General features: G+C 72.8%; 18 protein-coding genes. 8 read left to right on the forward strand and 10 right to left on the reverse strand.

All coding sequences use genetic code 11. The features are described from left to right. Nucleotides 1-26: 26 nt before the first annotated feature. Both OP86_RS27275 and OP86_RS27280 read right to left on the reverse strand, forming a co-directional pair. Nucleotides 27-530 (reverse strand): ribose-5-phosphate isomerase, encoded by a 504-nt coding sequence (locus OP86_RS27275; RefSeq protein ID WP_033333632.1) that lies wholly within the window; start codon nt 528-530, stop codon nt 27-29. Between the two features lie 61 nt (nt 531-591). Then, the gene (locus OP86_RS27280) at nt 592-1,191 is read right to left on the reverse strand and encodes a biotin transporter BioY (RefSeq protein WP_030058277.1); all 600 of its coding nucleotides are present in this window, start codon (nt 1,189-1,191) and stop codon (nt 592-594) included. 268 nt (nt 1,192-1,459) lie between these two features. Here OP86_RS27280 and OP86_RS27285 point away from each other — a divergent pair, with 268 nt between their 5' ends. Then, complete coding sequence (locus tag OP86_RS27285; protein ID WP_030058278.1) at nt 1,460-2,869, forward strand: amino acid permease; 1,410 nt, start codon at nt 1,460-1,462, stop codon at nt 2,867-2,869. Nucleotides 2,870-2,983: 114 nt separating this feature from the next. On the opposite strand, the gene OP86_RS27290 is transcribed toward OP86_RS27285, so the two are convergent. Then, entirely contained in the window at nt 2,984-3,616 is a 633-nt protein-coding gene (locus OP86_RS27290; RefSeq protein ID WP_030058279.1) for a DsbA family protein, read from the reverse strand. A gap of 224 nt (nt 3,617-3,840) precedes the next feature. Between OP86_RS27290 and pepN the strand changes: the two genes are divergently transcribed. Continuing rightward, a complete protein-coding gene (gene pepN / locus OP86_RS27295; protein WP_030256408.1) occupies nt 3,841-6,432 on the forward strand; it encodes an aminopeptidase N in 2,592 nt (863 codons plus the stop codon). 161 nt (nt 6,433-6,593) lie between these two features. On the opposite strand, the gene acnA is transcribed toward pepN, so the two are convergent. The 3 genes from acnA to OP86_RS27305 form a co-directional block, all read right to left on the reverse strand. Next, nucleotides 6,594-9,239: an aconitate hydratase AcnA gene (gene acnA / locus OP86_RS27300; RefSeq protein ID WP_030256412.1), complete on the reverse strand. Its 2,646-nt coding sequence runs from the start codon at nt 9,237-9,239 to the stop codon at nt 6,594-6,596. A 183-nt stretch (nt 9,240-9,422) separates the two neighbouring features. Further along, a complete protein-coding gene (locus OP86_RS36935) occupies nt 9,423-9,578 on the reverse strand; it encodes a hypothetical protein (protein WP_157849856.1) in 156 nt (51 codons plus the stop codon). Beyond that, nucleotides 9,575-10,666, reverse strand: coding sequence for a hypothetical protein (locus OP86_RS27305; protein ID WP_106973526.1), 1,092 nt, complete (start codon nt 10,664-10,666; stop codon nt 9,575-9,577). Before OP86_RS27305 ends, OP86_RS36935 begins: the two co-directional genes overlap by 4 nt. A gap of 29 nt (nt 10,667-10,695) precedes the next feature. Here OP86_RS27305 and OP86_RS38405 point away from each other — a divergent pair, with 29 nt between their 5' ends. The 5 genes from OP86_RS38405 to OP86_RS27330 all read left to right on the forward strand — a co-directional run bounded on the left by OP86_RS38405 (nt 10,696) and on the right by OP86_RS27330 (nt 13,828). Beyond that, nucleotides 10,696-11,043 carry a hypothetical protein gene (locus tag OP86_RS38405; RefSeq protein WP_030058283.1) on the forward strand — a complete coding sequence of 116 codons (348 nt, stop codon included), beginning with the start codon at nt 10,696-10,698 and terminating at the stop codon, nt 11,041-11,043. Nucleotides 11,044-11,156: 113 nt separating this feature from the next. Next, nucleotides 11,157-11,681 (forward strand): SigE family RNA polymerase sigma factor, encoded by a 525-nt coding sequence (locus OP86_RS38410; RefSeq protein ID WP_051830762.1) that lies wholly within the window; start codon nt 11,157-11,159, stop codon nt 11,679-11,681. 32 nt (nt 11,682-11,713) lie between these two features. Next, nucleotides 11,714-12,721 carry a hypothetical protein gene (locus tag OP86_RS27320; RefSeq protein WP_030058285.1) on the forward strand — a complete coding sequence of 336 codons (1,008 nt, stop codon included), beginning with the start codon at nt 11,714-11,716 and terminating at the stop codon, nt 12,719-12,721. A 58-nt stretch (nt 12,722-12,779) separates the two neighbouring features. Next, entirely contained in the window at nt 12,780-13,187 is a 408-nt protein-coding gene (locus tag OP86_RS27325) for a type II toxin-antitoxin system VapC family toxin (RefSeq protein ID WP_030058286.1), read from the forward strand. A gap of 107 nt (nt 13,188-13,294) precedes the next feature. After that, nucleotides 13,295-13,828: a superoxide dismutase family protein gene (locus OP86_RS27330; RefSeq protein ID WP_030058287.1), complete on the forward strand. Its 534-nt coding sequence runs from the start codon at nt 13,295-13,297 to the stop codon at nt 13,826-13,828. 21 nt (nt 13,829-13,849) lie between these two features. On the opposite strand, the gene argF is transcribed toward OP86_RS27330, so the two are convergent. The 3 genes from argF to OP86_RS27345 form a co-directional block, all read right to left on the reverse strand. Then, nucleotides 13,850-14,851 (reverse strand): ornithine carbamoyltransferase, encoded by a 1,002-nt coding sequence (gene argF / locus OP86_RS27335; RefSeq protein WP_030058288.1) that lies wholly within the window; start codon nt 14,849-14,851, stop codon nt 13,850-13,852. A 174-nt stretch (nt 14,852-15,025) separates the two neighbouring features. Continuing rightward, nucleotides 15,026-17,713: a polynucleotide kinase-phosphatase gene (locus OP86_RS27340; RefSeq protein ID WP_078588558.1), complete on the reverse strand. Its 2,688-nt coding sequence runs from the start codon at nt 17,711-17,713 to the stop codon at nt 15,026-15,028. Continuing rightward, a complete protein-coding gene (locus tag OP86_RS27345) occupies nt 17,710-19,464 on the reverse strand; it encodes a 3' terminal RNA ribose 2'-O-methyltransferase Hen1 (RefSeq protein ID WP_078588559.1) in 1,755 nt (584 codons plus the stop codon). The genes OP86_RS27340 and OP86_RS27345 overlap by 4 nt, the downstream gene beginning before the upstream one ends. 141 nt (nt 19,465-19,605) lie before the next feature. Between OP86_RS27345 and dapD the strand changes: the two genes are divergently transcribed. Then, entirely contained in the window at nt 19,606-20,610 is a 1,005-nt protein-coding gene (gene dapD / locus OP86_RS27350) for a 2,3,4,5-tetrahydropyridine-2,6-dicarboxylate N-succinyltransferase (protein ID WP_030058291.1), read from the forward strand. Between the two features lie 100 nt (nt 20,611-20,710). Here the strand turns inward: dapD and OP86_RS27355 are convergent, their stop codons facing one another. Further along, entirely contained in the window at nt 20,711-21,010 is a 300-nt protein-coding gene (locus OP86_RS27355) for a DUF6087 family protein (RefSeq protein WP_030058292.1), read from the reverse strand. Nucleotides 21,011-21,050: the final 40 nt, after the last annotated feature.

The raw sequence follows: 21,050 nt of genomic DNA on the forward strand, positions 1-21,050 counted from the left end.
CTACACTAGATCGCTCGTCGGCAGCGTCAGATGTGTATAAGAGACAGGCCCTGGGGGTGGTGGGCCGGGATCGGCGGGAGCTCGCCGGTGGTCTCGTACTCGCTCAGCATCTCGATCCGGCGGGTGTGCCGCGGCTCGCCGCTGTAGGGGGTGTTGAGGAAGACCTCGACGAACTTGGTGGCCTCCTCCTCGGTGTGCATGCGGCCGCCGATGGAGATCACGTTGGCGTTGTTGTGCTGACGGCCGAGCTCGGCGGTCTGCAGGCTCCAGGCCAGCGCGGCCCGGACGCCCTTGACCTTGTTGGCGGCGATCGCCTCGCCGTTGCCCGAGCCGCCGATCACGACGCCCAGCGCATCCGGGTCGGCGGCGGTGCGCTCGGCGGCGCGCAGGCAGAACGGCGGGTAGTCGTCCTCGGCGTCGTAGATGTGCGGCCCGCAGTCGACCGGCTCGTGGCCGGCTCCCTTCAGCCACTCCACGAGGTGGTTCTTCAGTTCGTATCCGGCATGGTCGGAGCCCAGGTACACGCGCATGCCATGAGTGTGGCATGCGCGTGCGCCCGGGCTCCGCAGGGGGCCGATCGAGGCGGTGCGCTCAGCGCTTGCCGAGGAGCTTCCAGGCCAGCGGGAGGGCGCCGGCGGCGAGGGCCGCCTTGAGGGCGTCGCCGACCAGGTACGGGTAGAGGCCCAGCTCGGCGGCGCGGGCGAGCGACACGTGCAGCGAGAAGGCCAGGTACGGGACGCCGACCGCGTAGATGGCGAGGCTGCCCAGGACCATGGTGACGGCGGTGTTCACCGGGCTGCGGTCGGCGCCGCGGCGGGCCAGCGCGCCGGTCAGGGCCGCGGCGGCGACGAAGCCGAGCACGTACCCGAGGGAGGGCATCGCCCAGCCGGAGGTGCCCTCGGCGAACCAGGGCAGGCCCGCCATGCCGGCCAGCAGGTAGAGGGCGAGCGAGGCGACGCCGCGGCGGGCGCCGAGCGCGGTGCCGACCAGCAGGGCGGCGAAGGTCTGGCCGGTGACCGGCACCGGCGAGCCGGGGACGTTCACCGACAGCTGCGCGGCCACGCCGGTCAGCGCGGCGCCGCCGGCCACCAGGGCCAGGTCGCGGGCCTGGGCGCCGAGGCGGGTGGAGGCGGCGGGCAGCAGGTCGGCGAGGACGGCGCGGCGCGGTATCGGGGTGGTGGCGGTGGCCATCGGGGGGCTCCTCCGTGGGGATCCGGGTGAGTGAACACCTGTGAACCTACGCGGTGATCCACTCCGCCACCTGCACGGTTTCGGACAAAGCCCCGCCCTCGCGCGTTGTCGGAACCGGCCCGGGACAGCACTCGGTCACCTGACGGTCACTCCGTGTCGCGGCCCGGTCCGCAATGTGGTCCCGGACCGGGCTTCGTTGGCATGAACAGAGGTGTCCCCGGATATTGGACAACTCATGCCGCATACCGCACAGTCTGGAACCACCCCTATGGCCCCCACCTCCGCGCCCCCGGCGCCCGGGACCACCGGCGCCGACGCTCCGGCGTCCGGCCAGCAGCTCTCCCACGGGCTGAAGCAGCGCCACCTGTCGATGATCGCCCTCGGCGGCGTGATCGGCGCAGGCCTCTTCGTCGGCTCCGGCGCGGGCATCGCGGCCGCGGGCCCGGCGATCATCCTGGCCTTCGTGCTCTCCGGCCTGCTGGTCATGCTGATCATGCGGATGCTCGGCGAGATGTCCGCGGCCCGCCCCGCCTCCGGCTCGTTCTCGGTGCACGCCGAGCAGGAGGTCGGCCCCTGGGCCGGGATCACCGCGGGCTGGATGTACTGGGTGATGCTCTGTTGCGGCGTCGCCGCCGAGGCCACCGCCGCCGGGAAGATCGTCAACGGCTGGATACCGGGCGTCTCCTCGTGGGTCTGGGTCGCCCTGTTCATGGTCTTCTTCTGCACCAGCAACCTGACCGCGGTGAAGAACTTCGGCGAGTTCGAGTTCTGGTTCGCCACGATCAAGGTCGCCGCGATCATCGCCTTCCTGGTCCTCGGCGGGCTCGGCATCGCCGGGGTGATCGGCCCCGGCTCCCCCGGCACCGGCAACCTCACCGGCCAGGGCGGCTTCCTGCCCACCGGCGTCAACGGGCTGATCGTCGGCCTGCTCGCCTCGGTCTTCGCGTACGGCGGGCTGGAGACCGTGACCATCGCCGCCGCCGAGTCCGACGACCCCAAGAAGAACGTCGCCAACGCCGTGCGCACCGCGGTGTGGCGGATCGCGATCTTCTACATCGGCTCGATGGCCCTGGTGGTCACCCTGGTCTCCTGGAAGGACCCGGCGGTCGTCGCCGACGGCCCGTACGTCACCATGCTGCGCCACCTCGGGGTGCCCGGCGCCGGGGCGATCATGCAGGTCGTGGTGCTGGTCGCGCTGCTGTCCGCGATGAACGCCAACATCTACGGCGCCTCCCGGATGGCGTACTCGCTGGTCGGCCGCGGCCAGGGCCCCAAGGCGCTGGCCAAGGTCAGCGGCGGGGTGCCGCGCCGGGCCGTGCTGGCCTCCTGCCTGTTCGGCTTCGGCGCCGTGCTGGCCGCCAAGTTCTGGCCGGACACCGTGTTCACCTGGCTGATGAACACCACCGGCGTGGCGATCCTGGTGGTCTGGCTGTTCATCTGCGTGGTCCAGCTGCGGATGCGCCGCCGGCTGGAGCGCGAGTCGCCCGAGCTGCTCACCGTGAAGATGTGGGGCTACCCGTACCTGACCTGGGTCGCGATGGCCGCCGTGGCCGGCATCCTCGCGCTGATGACCACCACCGAGGGCAACCGGGAGCAGCTGTACGCGGCCGGGGTCCTGGTGGCGCTGCTGATTGCCGCCGGCCTGCTCAAGCAGCGCCGGGACGCCGCCGCGCGCTGAGCCCGACCCGAAGGGGCCCGGTACCGAACCCCGGTACCGGGCCCCTTCGCCGTACGGCCGCTCGAAGGCGGTGCAGCCGGCCGGAGGCCGTACGGCCGCTCGGCGGCCGTGCGCTCACTCGAAGGACGGGCCCGCCGTCCGGGTGCGCTTGATCTCGTAGAAGCCCGGGGTGGAGGCCACCAGCAGGGTGCCGTCCCAGAGCCGGGCCGCGGCCTCGCCCTTCGGTGCCGGGGTGACCACCGGGCCGAAGAAGGCGACCCGGTCGCCGTCCGCGCCCTCGACCGCGATCACCGGGGTGCCGACGTCCTCGCCGACCAGGGTGATGCCCTCCTTGTGCGAGGCGCGCAGGGCCTCGTCGTAGGCGTCGGTGTCGGCCGCGTCGGCCAGCTCGGCGGGCAGGCCCGCGGCCACCAGGGCGGCCGTGACGGTCTCCCGGTTCTGCGGCAGGCCCTGGTTGTGGAAGCGCAGGCCCAGCTCGGTGTAGAGCCGGCCGAGCACCTCCTCGCCGTGCTGCTCGGCGGCGGCTATGCACACCCGCACCGCGCCCCAGGCGTTGTCCAGCATCGTGCGGTAGTTCTCCGGGAGGTCCCGGTGCTCGTTCAGCACGGACAGGCTCATCACGTGCCAGCGCACGTCGACCGGGCGCAGCTGCTGAACCTCGATCAGCCAGCGGGAGGTCATCCACGCCCACGGGCAGGCCGGGTCGAACCAGAAGTCTGCGGTCTTGCGCTCAGCGGCAGTCGTCACTGCGTGTCGTCCTTCGTGAGGTGATCCGGGCAGGGGGATATCCGCCCCCGAGGCCCAACACCCGCGCGGCGCCGCTGATTCCGGCGCGGACGCGGCGGCCTGTGCAATGGTACCGACGGCGGGGGGCGTGAAAGGATGACCCCGCGTGCACGGCCACCACCGCGCACCGAGACCTCACCGCCCAGACCCGCACCACCGTGCGAGCCGGACAAAGGAGTACCGCCGTGCCGGGCAAGAACCTCAGCCGCGACGAAGCCCAGCAGCGGGCCAGCTTCCTGGCCGTGGACGGCTACCGGGTCCGGCTGGACGTGACCTCGGCGCCGGACGCAGCGGCCGCCACCTTCCGCTCCACCACCACGATCACCTTCCGCTGCTCCCGGCCCGGTGCGGACACCTTCCTCGACCTGCTCGCCCCCGCCGTCCGCTCCGTCACCCTCAACGGCCGCGCCATCGACCCGGCCACCGCCTACGACGGCGCCCGGGTGCACGTGGACGGCCTGGCCGCCGAGAACGAGCTGACCGTCGAGGCCGACTGCGCCTACAGCCGCACCGGCGAGGGCCTGCACCGCTTCGTCGACCCGGTGGACGGCGAGACCTACCTCTACACCCACTACGAGCCGGCCGACGCCCGCCGGGTGTTCGCGAACTTCGAACAGCCGGACCTGAAGGCCCCGTTCACCTTCACCGTGACCGCCCCGGCCGCCTGGGACGTGTGGTCCAACGCCCCGCACGAGCACGTCACCGCGGAAGGCGGCGCCCGCACCTGGGAGTTCGCGCCGACCAAGCCGATCTCCACCTACCTCACCGCCGTCGTCGCCGGCCCGTACCACGTCGCCCGCGACCACTACAGCCGCGAGCTCGCCGACGGCACCACCCTGGAGATCCCGCTCTCCGCGATGTGCCGCAAGTCCCTCGCCCCGTACTTCGACGCGGACGAGATCCTCGGCGTCACCAAGCTCGGACTCGACTTCTTCCACGAGGAGTTCGACTACCCGTACCCCTTCGGCAAGTACGACCAGGCCTTTGTCCCCGAGTACAACATCGGCGCGATGGAGAACCCCGGCTGCGTCACCTTCCGCGAGGAGTTCGTCTTCCGCTCGAAGGTCACCGACGCCGCCTACGAGGGCCGGGCCAACGTCATCCTGCACGAGATGGCGCACATGTGGTTCGGCGACCTGGTGACCATGCGCTGGTGGGACGACCTGTGGCTGAAGGAGTCCTTCGCCGACTTCATGGGCTCCTACGGCCTGATCGGCGCCCGCACCCGCTACTCCTCCGCCTGGGTCACCTTCGCCAACCAGCGCAAGGCCTGGGCCTACCGGCAGGACCAGTTCCCCACCACGCACCCGATCACCGCGGACATCCGGGACCTGGAGGACGCCAAGCTCAACTTCGACGGCATCACCTACGCCAAGGGTGCCTCCGTCCTCAAGCAGCTGGTGGCGTACGCCGGTTCGGAGGCCTTCTTCGAGGGCGCCCGCCGCTACTTCAAGCGCCACGCCTTCGGCAACACCGAGCTCACCGACCTGCTGGACATCCTGGAGGAGACCAGCGGCCGCGACCTCAAGGCCTGGGCCGCCGCCTGGCTGCAGACCGCCGGCGTCAACGCGCTCACCCCGCAGGTCACCACCGACGCCGAGGGCCGGATCACCGAGCTGGCCGTCCTCCAGGACACTGCGGATGATCCTGCGACTCCGTCGCGTGGGGTCCTGCGCCCGCACCGGATCGCGATCGGCCTGTACGACCGGGACGCCGACGGCGCCCTGGTGCGCACCGAGCGGATCGAGCTGGACGTCACCGGCGCCCGCACCGTGGTCACCGCGGCGGCCGGCCGCCCCCGCCCGGCGCTGGTGCTGCTCAACGACGACGACCTGACCTACTGCAAGATCCGCTTCGACGAGGACTCGCTGGAGACCCTGCGCACCGGCCTCGGCGACATCCGCGAGGACCTCTCCCGCGCGCTGGCCTGGTCCGCCGTCTGGAACCTCACCCGGGACGGCCTGATGCCGGCCCGCGACTACGTCGCCCTGGTGCTGCGCTTCGCCGGCCAGGAGGGCAACATCGGCGTGCTGCAGTCGCTGCACGCCCAGTCGAAGACCGCCGTCGACCTGTACGCCGACCCGGCCTGGCGCGCCGAGGGCGGCCGGCTGCTCGCCGACGGCGCCCTGCGCGAGCTGCGCGACGCCGTCCCCGGCAGCGACCACCAGCTGGCCTGGGCCCGTTTCCTCGCCCAGACCGCGGGCGGCGCCGAGCACCTCGGCCTGGTCCGCGGCCTGCTGGCCGGCAGCGCCCGGATCGACGGCCTGGACGTCGACCAGGAGCTGCGCTGGTCGCTGTGGCTGGCCCTGGCCGCCGCCGGCCAGGCCGGTGCGGAGGAGCTGGCCGCGGAGCTGGCCGCCGACAACACCGCGAGCGGCAAGCGCCAGTACACCCAGTGCCTGGCCGCCCGGCCCACCCCGGAGGCCAAGGCCGCCGCCTGGTCGGCCGTGGTCGACTCGGACGAGCTGCCGAACGCCCTGGTCGAGGCCAACATCGCGGGCTTCGCGCTGGCCGCCCACCGCGACCTGACCGCCCTCTACGCGGCGCCGTACTTCAAGCTGCTGGAGCGGATGTGGTCCGAGCGGACCATCGAGATCGCGATGCGCTTCGTCGGCGGCTTCTTCCCGAGCGCGCAGACCGACGAGCAGACCCTGGCCGAGGCCGACGCCTGGCTGGACGGACACCCGCAGGCGGCGCCGGCGCTGCGCCGCCTGGTGCTGGAGCGCCGGGACGACCTGGCCCGCGCGCTGCGGGCGCAGGCCTGCGACCGGGCCTGACCGTCCTCGCCTGAAGGGGCCCGCCGTGCTCGTCACGGCGGGCCCCTTCACGTGTCGGTCGCGGCGCAGTCCGCGGACGGGACGGGTCGGTGCAGCAGGCAAAAGAGGGAGGCCGGACCGCGAGGTGCGGTCCGGCCTCCCTTGAGGCGCTATGCCGGGACTCAGCCGATCAGCGAGCGCAGCACGTACTGCAGGATGCCGCCGTTGCGGTAGTAGTCCGCCTCACCGGGGGTGTCGATGCGGACGACCGCGTCGAACTCCTTGTCCCCGGCCTTGACCTTGACGGTCTTCGGGGTGCGGCCCTCGTTGAGCTCGGTCACGCCGGTGATGGAGAAGGTCTCCTCGCCGGTCAGGCCGAGGGAGTCGGCGTTCTCGCCCTCCGGGAACTGCAGCGGCAGGACGCCCATGCCGATCAGGTTCGAGCGGTGGATGCGCTCGTAGGACTCGGCGATGACGGCCTTGACGCCCAGCAGCGCGGTGCCCTTGGCGGCCCAGTCGCGGGACGAGCCGGAGCCGTACTCCTTGCCGGCCAGGACGACCAGCGGGGTGCCGGCGGCCTGGTAGTTCTGCGAGGCGTCGTAGATGAACGACACCGGCGCGTCGGCCTGGGTGAAGTCGCGGGTGTAGCCGCCCTCGGTGCCCGGCGCGATCTGGTTGCGCAGGCGGATGTTGGCGAAGGTGCCGCGGATCATCACCTCGTGGTTGCCACGACGGGAACCGTAGGAGTTGAAGTCGCGCTTCTCGACACCGTTGGCGGTCAGGTACTGCGCCGCCGGGGTGCCCGGCTTGATGTTGCCGGCCGGGGAGATGTGGTCGGTGGTGACCGAGTCGCCCAGCTTGGCCAGGACGCGGGCGCCGGCGATGTCGGTCACCGGGCTCGGGGTCTTGGCCATGCCCTCGAAGTACGGGGGCTTGCGGACGTAGGTGGACTCGGCGTCCCACTCGAAGGTGTTGCCGGTCGGGACGGGGAGCGACTGCCAGCGGTGGTCGCCGGCGAAGACGTCCTGGTAGCCCTTGTCGAACATGGCCTCGTCGATGGAGCCGGCGACGGTGGCCGCGACCTCCTGCTCGGACGGCCAGATGTCGGCGAGGAAGACGTCGTTGCCGTCGGCGTCCTGGCCCAGGGCGTCCTTGGTGATGTCGACGTTCATGTTGCCGGCGAGGGCGTAGGCGACCACCAGCGGCGGGGAGGCCAGGTAGTTCATCTTGACGTCGGGGTTGATCCGGCCCTCGAAGTTGCGGTTGCCGGAGAGCACCGAGACGACCGCGAGGTCGGACTCGTTGACGGCGGCCGAGACCTCCTCGGGCAGCGGGCCCGAGTTGCCGATGCAGGTGACGCAGCCGTAGCCGACCAGGTTGAAGCCCAGCTTCTCCATGTACGGGAGCAGGCCGGCCTTCTCGTAGTAGTCCATGACGACCTTGGAGCCGGGCGCCAGGGTGGTCTTGACCCAGGGCTGCACGCGCAGGCCCTTCTCCACGGCCTTCTTCGCCAGCAGGGCGGCGCCCAGCATGACGGAGGGGTTGGAGGTGTTGGTGCAGGAGGTGATCGAGGCGATCACGACCGCGCCGTTGTCGATCTCGTAGGTCGAGCCGTCGGGGGCGGTGACGGTGGTCGGCTTCGAGGCCTCGGCGGAGTAGGTCGGCAGCGCCTCGGCGAACTTGCTCGCGGCCTCGGCCAGGATCACGCGGTCCTGCGGGCGCTTCGGGCCGGAGATCGACGGGACGACGGTGGAGACGTCCAGCTCCAGGTACTCGGAGTAGACCGGCTCGACCGACGGGTCGTGCCAGAGGCCCTGCTCCTTGGCGTACGCCTCGACCAGGGCGAGCTGCTGCTCGTCGCGGCCGGTGAGCTTCAGGTAGTTGATGGTCTCGGCGTCGATCGGGAAGATCGCGCAGGTCGAGCCGAACTCCGGCGACATGTTGCCGATGGTGGCGCGGTTGGCCAGCGGGATGGAGCCGATGCCGTCGCCGTAGAACTCGACGAACTTGCCGACCACACCGTGCTTGCGCAGCATCTCGGTGATGGTGAGCACCAGGTCGGTGGCGGTGGTGCCGGCCGGCAGCTCGCCGGTCAGCTTGAAGCCGACCACGCGCGGGATCAGCATGGAGACCGGCTGGCCGAGCATCGCGGCCTCGGCCTCGATGCCGCCGACGCCCCAGCCCAGCACGCCCAGGCCGTTGACCATGGTGGTGTGCGAGTCGGTGCCGACGCAGGTGTCCGGGTAGGCCTGGCCGCCGCGGACCATGATGGTGCGGGCCAGGTGCTCGATGTTCACCTGGTGGACGATGCCGGTGCCCGGCGGGACGACCTTGAACTCGTCGAAGGCGGTCTGGCCCCAGCGCAGGAACTGGTAGCGCTCCTTGTTGCGGCCGTACTCGATCTCGACGTTCTGGGTGAACGCGTCCTTGGTGCCGAACTTGTCGGCGATGACGGAGTGGTCGATGACCAGCTCGGCCGGGGCCAGCGGGTTGATCTTGGCCGGGTCGCCGCCCAGCTCCTTGACGGCCTCACGCATGGTGGCGAGGTCGACCACGCACGGCACACCGGTGAAGTCCTGCATGATCACGCGGGCCGGGGTGAACTGGATCTCCTGGCTCGGCTGGGCGTTGTTGTCCCAGTTGCCGAGGGCGCGGATGTGGTCGGCGGTGATGTTCGCGCCGTCCTCCGTGCGGAGGAGGTTCTCCAGCAGCACCTTGAGGCTGTACGGCAGCCGCTCGGAACCCTCGACGGCGGAGAGCTTGAAGATCTCGTACGACTCGTCGCCCACCTGCAGCGAGCTGCGGGCGTCGAAGCTGTTCGCGGACACGACTGACTCCTTCTGGGTGCTTCGTGCGATATCCGGCCGCCACGCGGTGGTAAGGTCAGCCTTAGTTAGGCTGACCTTGCCCGCATCGCCGGTGAGCGCCTCTCGGCAAGTATCTTGATGTCGAGATATATCCTAAGCGGCAGTTATCTCGATGTCGAGATAAACCATAGTGCATGCCATGGCTCACTCGCCGTCCGGGCCGCGCCGCTTGCGCTCCAGCCTGATCAGCCAGACCACTCCCGCCACCACCGCGGCTGCCATCAGCAACACCACCACAAGCTCACCACCGGCACCACCGGTCGGCGAGGGGGCGATGTCCGCCAACAAGGTCGTCCTCATACGTTCACCTCCGCTCCACCTGCGCTCCGCTCCGTCCCGGTGCGCGCGTCGACGCCGACGCCGAGCACCAGCATCAGCAGCACCGGGAACTCCAGATAGGCGTGGTAGCTCGCCAGCGCCGCGTACAACGACCGGCCCTGCGCGTAGTCCACCGCGAACAGCAGCGCCAGCAGCACACCGGCCCCCGCGCCCAGCAGCCAGGCCCGCACGCCGCGCAGGGCCGGCACCCGGGCGTCGAACCGCTCCGCCGCCTCCGGCGCGTACCGGGGCAGGAACCAGACCCACACCACGCAGTGCATCGTCTGCAGGAAGGCGAACACCGCCAGGAAGCGCAGGCCCGCCTCCGGCGTCAGCCAGGCCGGCGGGGTGTAGGCGGCGGCCAGCCGGTCCGTCCAGCCGCCGGAACGCCGGGACAGCAGACCGTCCAGCAGACCGCTCAGCAGCAGCGCCGGAACCACCAGCACCCAGCCGCACTGCACCGCCAGGAACACCGCCCGCCCACGCGGCAGCCGACGCGACCACTCGGCCAGGAACAGCAGCGGCACCACGTTGTGCAGGTGCGCCAGCACCACGAAGTGGTACGCGGGGAAAGCCAGCGAAGCCGCGCCGGCCCCCACCAGCAGCACCGCGCTCCCCGCCAGCAGCCTCGGACGTCCGCGCAGCCCGTACCGGCAGGCCGCCGCCAGCAGGCCGTACGCGAGCAGGATCTCCGCCGACTGGGACGCCCGGGAGGGCGGCAGCAGACGGCACAGCACGATGCCGGTCACCAGCACCAGCAGCAACCGCAGCAGCGGCCCCGCCAGGACGGCGGCGAACCGGCCCGCCACGTAGCGCAGCTCCAGCACGTTGTGCAGCAGCCCGAAGGCGGCCAGGCCCAGCACCGCCAGGCCGGTCGGCGCCCGCAGAGCCAGGGCCAGCGCCAACACGGCCGACAGCACGAAGCCCGCCAACGGCGCGGCGGCCGGGCCGGGCGCCGCGCCGGGCGCGGGCCAGACCGGCGGGGCCGTCGACGCCGGTGCCGGTGGCGCTGCGGGTGGCTGTGGCGGTGCCGGTGCCGGTGGCGCTGCCGGTGCGACCTCGGTGGCCATGCTCCCCTCCCCGTGGCACGATCCCCGCCGTGCCCTACGCCCTCGCCCTGGCCCTGACCCTGCTGGTCGAGGTCCCCGTCTACACCGCCGCGCTCGTCCGAGCCGGCGGCCTGCGGCCGTCCCGCGCCGCCGCTGCCGCCGTCCTGGTCAACCTGGCGACGCACCCGCTGCTCTGGTGGTCCCTGCGGCCGTACTCCGCCGGGCCCGCCGCAGCGTACTGGACCGCCTTCGGGATCGGCGAGGCCGGTGTCTGCCTGGTCGAGGGCACCCTGCTCGGCCCGCTCACCGGGCTGCCGCTGCGCACCCCGCTCCCCTGGGCCGCCTCCGCCACCGCCAACGCCGCCTCGGTGCTCGCCGGGTTCCTGCTCGGGAGCTGACCCGCCGCAAGCCGCCTCCGCCGGCCCGTAACGCGGCCTCCGGGCTCAGGCGTCTTACCGGGCACAGGGGGCGCAGACCCCACATCCACGGGGTTCGATTCGAGGGGACAGCAGTGATCGGGAAGAAGCGACGGGCGGAGGAGAACGCGGAGTTCGAGGGCTTCGCGTACAGCCGGGGGCAACGCCTCTTCCGCACGGCCCTGCTGCTGTGCGGCGACTGGCACCTGGCCGAGGACCTCACCCAGGTCACCCTGGCCAAGCTCTACGCCTCCTGGTCCAAGGTCCGGCGCGCCGACAACCAGGAGGCCTACGCCCGCAGCGCGCTCGTCCGCGCCTACCTCTCCCACCGCCGGCTGCGCCGCACCGGCGAGCGGCCCGCCCTCGGCGAGCTGCCGGATGGCGTCGCCCCCGAGGGCGACCCGGCGCTGCGCGTCACCCTGCTCACCGCGCTCGCCGAACTGCCGCCCCGGGACCGGGCCGTACTCGTCCTGCGCTACTGGGAGGACCGCAGCGTCGACGAGACCGCCGGCGAACTCGGCCTCAGCGCCGGGGCGGTGCGCAGCCAGGCGCTGCGCGCCCTCGGGCGGCTGCGCGCCGTCCTCGGGCCGGAAGCCGCCGACCAGCTCACCCTGTCCTGAGCCCACGTCACGTACCCGAGAGGAACCCCACCATGAACGAGTCCGACGTGGACGGCCGGAAGCTGTCCGCCACCTTCGAGCGCGCGCTGGACGGCGTCGGGCCCGACCTGGGCCCGCTGGTCGTCGGCGCCGCCGAACGCGGCCGCTCGATCCGGCGCCGACGGCGGCTCACCACGGTCGGCGCGGCCGCGGCGGCCGTCCTGGTCGTCGCCGGCGCCCTCACCCTGCGGCCCGGCGGCGGCGCGGCCGCCACCGTCCAGGCTCCGACCATCTCCGCGTCGCCGACCCCGGACCGGACGTTCCCGCAACCGCTGCAGAAGTCCGACGACGGCCCCGAACGGCTCGACCCGGGCACCGGCGCCGACCAGGGCACGGTCGCCCTCACCGGGCACGCGGCCGTCCTCACCCTCGCCCGGTCCCTGCCCCCGGGACACACCTCCGGGTTCTCCGGCTACTCCGGGCTGGTCGGGTGGACCGGGCCCGAGACGGGGAACGTGATGGCCCGCGGCCGGCTCCTGTACGACGACGGCTCCGGGCCCGCCGAGGTGAGCGTCGAGGTCGACGGCGGCATCGGGGCCCTCTACCGCCCCGGCTCCTACCCGCCGGGCCCCGGCCAGGACCCGTACATCATCGGCTACGACGACGACTACGACTGCAAGAAGACGGTCGCGCCGAACATCCGCTCCTGCTCCGCCACCGTGCTCCCCGACGGCAGCCACCTCAAGCTCACCGAGAGCGTGCTCGGCGACGTGGTATCCCGCACCGCCAACCTGCTGCGACCGGACAACACCCGGGTCACCGTCTCCGCCGTCAACAGCAGCGAGGTGGCGGAGTCCGCCAAGGCCCGCACGATCCGGGACGGACTGCCGCTGAGCCTCGACCAGTTGAAGACCGCCGCGATGGCCACCGGATTCCACGAGTGGATCACCCCGGAGGAGGCCAAGCGGGCCGAGGACGCCGTCCGGCCCTTCCACGACGACACCCCGGAGAAGAACATGCCCTCCGGCAGCGCCGGTGCGACGCCCGGCGCCAAGGGGTGAGAGCCGCCCCGGTACGGTGACCGATGAGTTGACGTACGGGGACGGGCAGGGAACGACGATGATCGTGGTGGACGCATCCGCGCTGGTACTGGCACTGGCCGACGAGGGCCCGCGCGGGGCCGCCGCCCGGGCCGAACTAGCCTCCGGTGGCGAGTGGTTGGCGCCGGAGCACATCCTGGTCGAGGTCATGCAGTCGCTGCGCGGCCTCTACCTGGCCAAGGAGCTGACCGCCGAACGGGTCGCCGAACTCACCGGCGAGCTGGCCGCGGTGGCGGTCCGCAAGGTCGAGGTGGCACCACTGCTCGGGCGGATCTGGGAGCTCAAGGACAACCTGACCCCGGACGACGCCGCGTACGTCGCGGTCGCCGAGCTGCACGGGGTGCCGCTGGTCACCGCCGACCTGCGGCTGATGCGGGCCAGCGGGCCGCGCTGCGAGATCCGGGGGATCCGGCGCGAACCGGCCTGAGGGCGGGCGCCGGTGCGGGCGGCGGTGTCGTACGCGGGCGGCGGTGTCCTTCGCGGGCCGGCGCCGTTAGCAGGGTGACCGTCGCCCTGCCCCGGAAGGCCCGACCGATGCCCGCTCCGCTCGCCGCCGCCCTGCTGCCGCTGGCCCTGCTCGCCCCCGCCGCCTCGCGGGTCTCCGTCCTGGAGGCCGCCTTCGACCCGGCCACCGCCTTCGTCCCGCCGACCGCCGTCAGCTACGCGACCGACCTGGTGCCGTACGGCTCGCACGCCCGGGTCGTCACCGACCGATCGGTGCCCGGGCGGACGGAGTTCACCGTGACGGTGTCCGGGCTCGCCCCCGACCACGAGTTTCCGGTGCACCTGCACACCGGGAGCTGCGGGGCCGACCCGGCCTCCTCCGGCCCGCACTACCAGGACGCGGTCGACCCGGTGCAGCCGTCCACCGACCCGGCGTACGCCAACGAGCGAAACGAGCTGCGGCTGCTGCTGCGCACCGACGGACAGGGCAAGGCCACCGCCACGACCGCGGTGGCCTGGCAGCCGCGGCCGGGCGAGGCCCGCTCGCTGGTGCTGCACGCGGGCACCCCGGCCGGCCCGCACGCGGCGGGCGACCGGGTGGCCTGCGTCAAGCTGGAGCGCTGATCCTCGGGCCGTCGACGGGCCTCAGGAGCCGAGGGTGGCGACCAGGACCGCCTTGATGGTGTGCAGGCGGTTCTCGGCCTGGTCGAAGACGATGGAGTGCGGCGACTCGAACAGCTCGTCGGTGCACTCCAGCTCGGTCATGCCGGTCGCCTCGAACATCTGCCGCCCGACCACCGTGCCGAGGTCGTGGAAGGCGGGCAGGCAGTGCAGGAACTTCACGGCCGGGTTGCCGGTGGCGCGGACGGTGTCCATGGAGACCTGGTAGGGCTTGAGCTGCTCGATCCGCTCGGCCCAGACCTCCTTGGGCTCGCCCATCGAGACCCAGACGTCGGTGTAGAGGAAGTCGGCGCCGGCCACGCCCTCGGCCACGTCCTCGGTCAGGGTGATCCGGGCGCCGGTCGTCTCGGCCAGGGCCCGCGCCGACTTCTGCACGTCCTCCGTCGGCCAGAGCGCGCGCGGGGCGACGATCCGGATGTCCATGCCGAGCAGGGCACCGGTGACCAGCAGCGAGTTGCCCATGTTGGAGCGGGCGTCGCCGAGGTAGGCGAGCGCGACCTCGGGGAGCGGCTTGACGGTGTGCTCGGTGATGGTGAGCACGTCCGCCAGCATCTGGGTGGGGTGCCACTCGTCGGTCAGGCCGTTCCAGACCGGGACTCCGGCGTGCTGCGCGAGTTCCTCGACGATCTCCTGGCCGTGGCCGCGGTACTCGATGCCGTCGAACATCCGGCCGAGCACTCTGGCGGTGTCCTTGATGGACTCCTTGTGGCCGATCTGCGAGGCCGCCGGGTCCAGGTAGGTGGTGGTGGCGCCCTGGTCGTGGGCGGCGACCTCGAAGGCGCAGCGGGTGCGGGTGGAGGTCTTCTCGAAGATCAGCGCGATGTTCTTGCCGCGCAGCCGGGGCTGCTCGGTGCCCGCGTACTTCGCCGCCTTGAGCCCGGCGGCGAGGTCCACCAGGAAGCGGAACTCCTGGGGCGTGAAGTCGAGCTCCTTGAGGAAGTGCCTGTTCCGGAGATTGAAGGCCATGCCGGGCTCCTGGGTGACGGGACGAGGGGGAAGGCTGGCAAGTGTATACGACGGCCCGAATTTCTATACAGAAGGGGGTCGGTGAACGGGCGCCCCGGCCCGGGGAAGGGGGCTCCCGTTCCCCGGCCGGGCAAGGGGAGCCCCCGACGGGACTCCCCTCACCGCCGGCCGCCGCTACAGCCGCGGATCGACCGGCTCCGACTCCAGCGCCAGCACCGCGAACACCGGCTCGTGCACCCGCCACAGCGGCTCCCCGGCCGCCAGCCGGTCCAGCGCCTCCAGGCCCAACGCGTACTCGCGCAGCGCCAGTGAGCGCTTGTGGCCCAACGTCCGCTGGCGCAGCCGGTCGAGGTGCTCGGTGTAGTCCGGGCCGTAGATGATCCGCAGGTACTCCCGGCCGCGCACCTTCACACCGGGCTGCACCAGCCCGCCCGGCCGGCCCTCCCCGCGCGAGGTCCGCACCAGCGAGGCCAGCGGCTTGACCACCATGCCCTCGCCGCCCGCCCCGGTCAGCTCCTCCCACCAGGCGGTGGCCGCGGCCGTCGAGGCCTCGTCCTCGGTGTCCACCAGGATCCGGCCGGTGCGGTACAGCACGGGCTCCTTCCCCCCGCCGGCGGCCACCAGCTCCTCGTCGGCGGCCGCCAGGCGGTCGATCCAGGCCAGGTGCTCGTCGTGCGGGCGCACCGCGAGGTTCGCCCCCTCGGCGGCCAGCACCTGGAACGGCGCCAGCCGGATGCCCGACAGGCCCTCGGTCGGCCAGCAGTAGCGCCGGTACGCCTCGGTGAACGCCCGCGCGTCGGCGGCGCGCTGCCGCTGGCGGTCGGTCAGCCCGGCCAGGTCCAGGCCGCGCCCGGCCGCCCGCTCCAGCGCGGACAGCACCTCCGGCAGGGCGGCGCCCGCCGCCGCACCGACCGCCGCGTACTGCCGGCGCAGCAGCTCCACCGCCTTCAGCGACCACGGCATCAGCTCGGCGTCCAGCAGCAGCCAGCCGGTGCCCAGCTCCTCGAACAGCCCGGCCCGCTCGGCGGCCGCCCGCACCCGGTCCAGCACGGCGGCGGTCAGCCCGTCGTCGCCGAGGAAGGCGCGGCCGGTACGGGTCCAGATCGCGCCCGGGCCCGCCACGCCGAAGCGGCGCTCCAGCTCGACCCCGTCCCGGGCGACCAGCAGCACCGCGCGCGAGCCCATGTGCTTCTCCTCGCACACCAGGTGCCGCACGCCGTCCGCGCGGTAGGCGAGGAAGGCCTCCTCCGGGTGCTCCAGGTAGCCGTCCCGGCGGGAGGTCGCGCTCGGCGCCATGGTCGGCGGCAGGTAGGCGAGCAGCCGCGGATCCAGCGCGAAGCGGCTCATCACCTCCAGCGCGGCCGCCGCGTTCTCCTCCCGGACGGCGACCCGACCGTGCAGACCCGTCTCGACGATCCGGCGCCCGGCCACGTCGGCGAGGTCCAGCGGGCGGCCCTCACGGGCGCCCGGCGCGTCGGTGATCAGCGGACGCACCGGGGCGTACCACTCGCGCTCGGCCTCGACGCTCACCAGCTCGCGCTCCGGGTAGCGCAGCGCGGTCAGGCTGCCGCCGAAGACGCAGCCGGTGTCCAGGCAGATGGTGTTGTTGACGAAGCTCGCGGCCGGCACCGGAGTGTGGCCGTAGACCACCAGCGCCCGCCCCCGGTACTCCTCGGCCCACGGGTAGCGCACCGGCAGGCCGTACTCGTCGGTCTCGCCGGTGGTCTCCCCGTACAGCGCGTGCGAGCGGACCCGGCCGGAGTTGCGGCCGTGGTACCTCTCCGGCAGACCGGCGTGGCAGACCACCAGGGCGCCACCGTCCAGCAGGTAGTGGCTGACCAGGTCGCGCATGAAGGTGCGCACCCGGGCCTTGAACTCCTCGCTCTCCCCCGCCAGCTGGTCCAGCGACTCCTGCAGGCCGTGCGAGACGGTGACCTTCTTGCCGTCCATCGCCCGGCCGAGCTTGTTCTCGTGGTTGCCGGGCACGCAGATCGCGTGGCCGGCCGCCACCATGCCCATCACCAGGCGCAGCACACCCGGAGTGTCGGGGCCGCGGTCGACCAGGTCGCCGACGAAGACGGCGGTACGGCCCGCCGGGTGCTCGGCGTCCACCAGGCGGCCCTCGGCGTCCCGGGTGAGGCTGTAGCCGAGGCGGGTCAGCAGCGTCTCCAGCTCGGAACGGCAGCCGTGGATGTCACCCACGATGTCGAACGGGCCGGAGAGGTGGCGCAGGTCGTTGTAGCGCTTCTCCAGCTCGATCCCGGCCGACGCCACCTCGGCCTCACCGCGCAGGATGTGCACCTTGCGGAAACCCTCGCGCTCCAGGCCGCGCAGGGAACGGCGCAGCTCGCGGTTCTGCCGCGGGATGACGTGGGCGGGCAGCTGGCGGTCCGGGCGGGAGCGGTTGCGCTCGGCGCACACCCCCGGCGGGACGTCCAGGACGATCGCGATCGGCAGCACGTCGTGCTCGCGGGCGATCCGGACCAGCTGACGACGGGCCTCGGGCTGCACGTTGGTGGCGTCCACGACGGTCAGCCGGCCGGCCGCCAGGCGCTTGCCGACGATGTAGTGCAGGAGGTCGAAGGCCTCGGCGGAGGCGGACTGGTCGTTCTCGTCGTCGGCGACCAGTCCGCGGCAGAAGTCGGAGGAGACGACCTGGGTGGGCAGGAAGTGGCGGCGGGCGAAGGTGGACTTGCCCGCGCCGCTGGTGCCGATCAGGACCACGAGGGAGACGTCGGTGACGGGGAGGCGGCGGGGGGTGGTGCTCTCGGGTGCCTCGTCGGCTGTCGCGTCTGCTGTCGTGTCAGTTGCGTCGTCGGCTGTCGCGTCGTCGGCTGTCGCGTCGGCTGCGTCGTCGGTCATCGGGATTCGCCTCCTTCGGGCGTCGTCGGTTCGGTGGCGGTCGGCCGGGCGACCGGTGCTTCGGTGGCGGTCGCCGTCGTGACGGTCGCCGTCGTGACGGTCGCCGTCGTGACGGTCGCCGTCGTGACGGTCGCCGTCGTGGCGGTCGCCGTCGTGGCGGTGGGCTCGGCGGCGGTGGGCTCGGCGGCGGTACGGAACAGGGCGAGCTGGGTAGGTGCGCCGACCTCCTCGTCCTCCGGGCCAACCGGGCGCAGCACCACGGTGTAGCCGTAGGCGGCCGCGACCTTCTCGGCCCAGGCGCGGAACTCGGCGCGGAACCACTCGAAGCGGTGGTCGGCGTGCCGGGCCGTGCCCGCCGGCAGGCTCTCCCAGCGGACGTTGTACTCGGCGTTCGGCGTGGTGACCACGACGGCCCGCGGCCGGGCGGCGCCGAACACGGCGTACTCCAGGGCGGGCAGCCGCGGCAGGTCCAGGTGCTCGATCACCTCGCACAGCACCGCCGCGTCGAAGCCCTTCAGCCGGGCGTCGGTGTACGTCAGCGCGCCCTGCGCCAGCGTCACCCGGGCCGCCTGCCGCTCCGGCAGGCGCTCCAGGCGCAGCTTGCGGTTCGCCGCCTGCAACGCCCGGACGGACACGTCCACGCCGAGGATCCCGGTGAACCGGGCGTCCTTGAGCAGCTCGCCGATCAGCTCGCCCTGCCCGCAACCGAGGTCGGCGACGCGGGCGGCGCCGGTCTCGCGCAGGGCGTCGATGATCGCGGTGCGGCGCTGCTCGGCGAGGGACGGCGGGCGGGGCTCCGTCCGCTCCTCCCCACCCTGCTCGCCGCCGTTCTCCTGGCTGCTCTCCTGGGTGCTCTCCTGACCCGTCCCCCGGCCGGTCTCCTGACCGGTCTCCTGGACGGTCTCCTCCGCGGGCCGGTCGTCGACCGCGTTGTCGATCTCCTCGACCTCGCGGTCGTCCGCCTCCGCCAGCCGGGCCAGCTCCAGGCGCTCCATCGCGGCCCGGGTCAGCGACCAGCGGCGGGCGAGGTAACGACGGGTGATCAGGGCGCGCTCCGGGTGGGCGGCCAGCCAGCCCTCGCCGGCGGCGAGCAGCTTGTCCACCTCGTCCGGGGCGACCCAGTAGTGCTTGGCGCCGTCCAGCACCGGCAGCAGCACGTACAGCTGCTGGAGTGCGTCGGCGAGCCGGACGGTCTCGGAGGCGAGCGCGATCCGCACGTACCGGGAATCGCCCCACTCCGGGAACGCCTCGTCCAGCGGGATCGCCGTCGCCTCGACCCGCCAGCCCAGCGGCTCGAACAACCGGGCCACCATCGCCGGGCCGCCGCCCTCGCCCGCACCGTTCGCGGGCACGGCGGGCAGCTCGATCCGCAGCGGGCGGGCCTGCCCCGGCAGTTCGGGACGGGCCGGGCAGGCGCCCTTCATCGCGGACCGGAACACCGTCCGCAGCGCCACCGCGAGCAGCGAGGACGCGGCGTACGGGCGGTCGTTGACGTACTGGGCGAGCGCGAAGTCGGGCGAGCCGCCGCGCCCCCTGCCGTCGCCCCGGCCCTTGCGGACCAGCGCGATGGGGTCGATGTCCAGCAGCAGCGCCGCGGTGCAGGCCTCGTCCCCCGCCTCGGGGTAGAAGACGTGGGCCTCACCGTGCGACGTCGTGAACCGCTGGACCTTGCCGGGGTGCTTGTGCAGCAGGAACCCGAGATCCGTGGCCGGATTCTCGGCGCTGCCAGTGGTGGAGATCGACATGAACACCCGCCGAAGTATTGCCCAGGAACCGGCCCCTGAGCACCGGGTTTTCCCGCCCGGCACCCCACCGGCCAGGGCGTCCGCCGGGCGTGTCCGCACGATGGGCGTGTTCGGCAGCGGGGCCCCGCATTGGCTAACGTGCACGATGTGACTGCTGAATCCACCTCGCTCGAATCCACCTCCCCGGCGAACGGCGCCGTGGCCGCCGGTCTGGCCACCATCGCCGCCGACGGCACCGTCCTCGACACCTGGTACCCCGCCCCCGCGCTGGCCGCCGAGCCCGGCCCGGCCGGCACCGTCCGACTGACCGCCGAGCAGGCCGAGGCCGAGCTCGGCGCCGGCGCGGCCGAGGCGCTGCGCGCCGACGCGCGCCGCGGCGTCGAGGTGGTCGCCGTGCGCACCACCATCGCCTCGCTGGACGAGAAGCCGCTCGACACGCACGACGTGTACCTGCGCCTGCACCTGCTCAGCCACCGCCTGGTCCAGCCGCACGGCCAGAACCTGGACGGCATCTTCGGCCTGCTGGCCAACGTCGCCTGGACCAGCATCGGCCCCGTCCCGGTGGACAAGGTCGAGCAGGCCCGCCTCGCCGTGCGCGCCCAGGGCGGCCAGCTGGCCGTCTACGGGATCGACAAGTTCCCGCGGATGACCGACTACGTCGCCCCGACCGGCGTGCGCATCGCCCACGCCGACCGTGTCCGGCTCGGCGCGCACCTGGCCGTCGGCACCACCGTGATGCACGAGGGCTTCGTCAACTTCAACGCCGGCACGCTGGGCACCTCCATGGTCGAGGGCCGGATCAGCGCGGGCGTCGTCGTCGGCGACCACAGCGACATCGGCGGCGGCGCCTCGATCATGGGCACCCTGTCCGGCGGCGGCAAGCAGGTCGTCTCGGTCGGCGAGCGCTGCCTGCTCGGCGCCAACGCGGGCATCGGCATCTCGCTCGGCAGCGACTGCGTGGTCGAGGCCGGCCTCTACGTCACCGCCGGCACCCGGGTCACCACCCCGGACGGCACGGTGGCCAAGGCCGTCGAACTGTCCGGCCAGGACAACCTGCTGTTCCGCCGCAACTCGCAGACCGGCGCGGTCGAGGTCATCGCCCGCTCCGGCTCCTGGGGCGGCCTGAACGCCGACCTGCACGCCCACAACTGACCTACGGGCACAGGCTGTTGGGGCCCGGGGCCCGGGGCGCGCTGGCGTCCCGGGCCCCTCGGCGCCTCAGGGCTTGCGGCGCCTCAGGGCTTGCGGGGCCTCAGGGCTTGCGATGACGCCCCGGCGCCTTCTTCGGCCGCTGCGCCCGGTTCACGGGCCGCAACCGGCCGTCGCCCTCGATCCCGTGCAGGATCCGCTGGGCGGCGGCGTAGTCGTCGACCACCGTCTCCGGCAGCCACTGGAAGCCGTCCCAGCGCATGATCAGCCTCGGCTCACCCGGCGCCACATGGGCGCCCCGCTGCTGCCCGTCCGCGAGCCGTACGGCCCGCAACTGCCCGACCGGCCGCAGCCGTTGCTCCCGCCTGGCCGCCCACGACGCCAGCGATTCCTCCTCGTCCATCGCCCCAGTCTGGCCGCCGGACACCGCCGACCGACACCCT

Source organism: Streptomyces novaecaesareae (assembly GCF_000716875.1).
Classification (GTDB): domain Bacteria; phylum Actinomycetota; class Actinomycetes; order Streptomycetales; family Streptomycetaceae; genus Kitasatospora; species Kitasatospora novaecaesareae.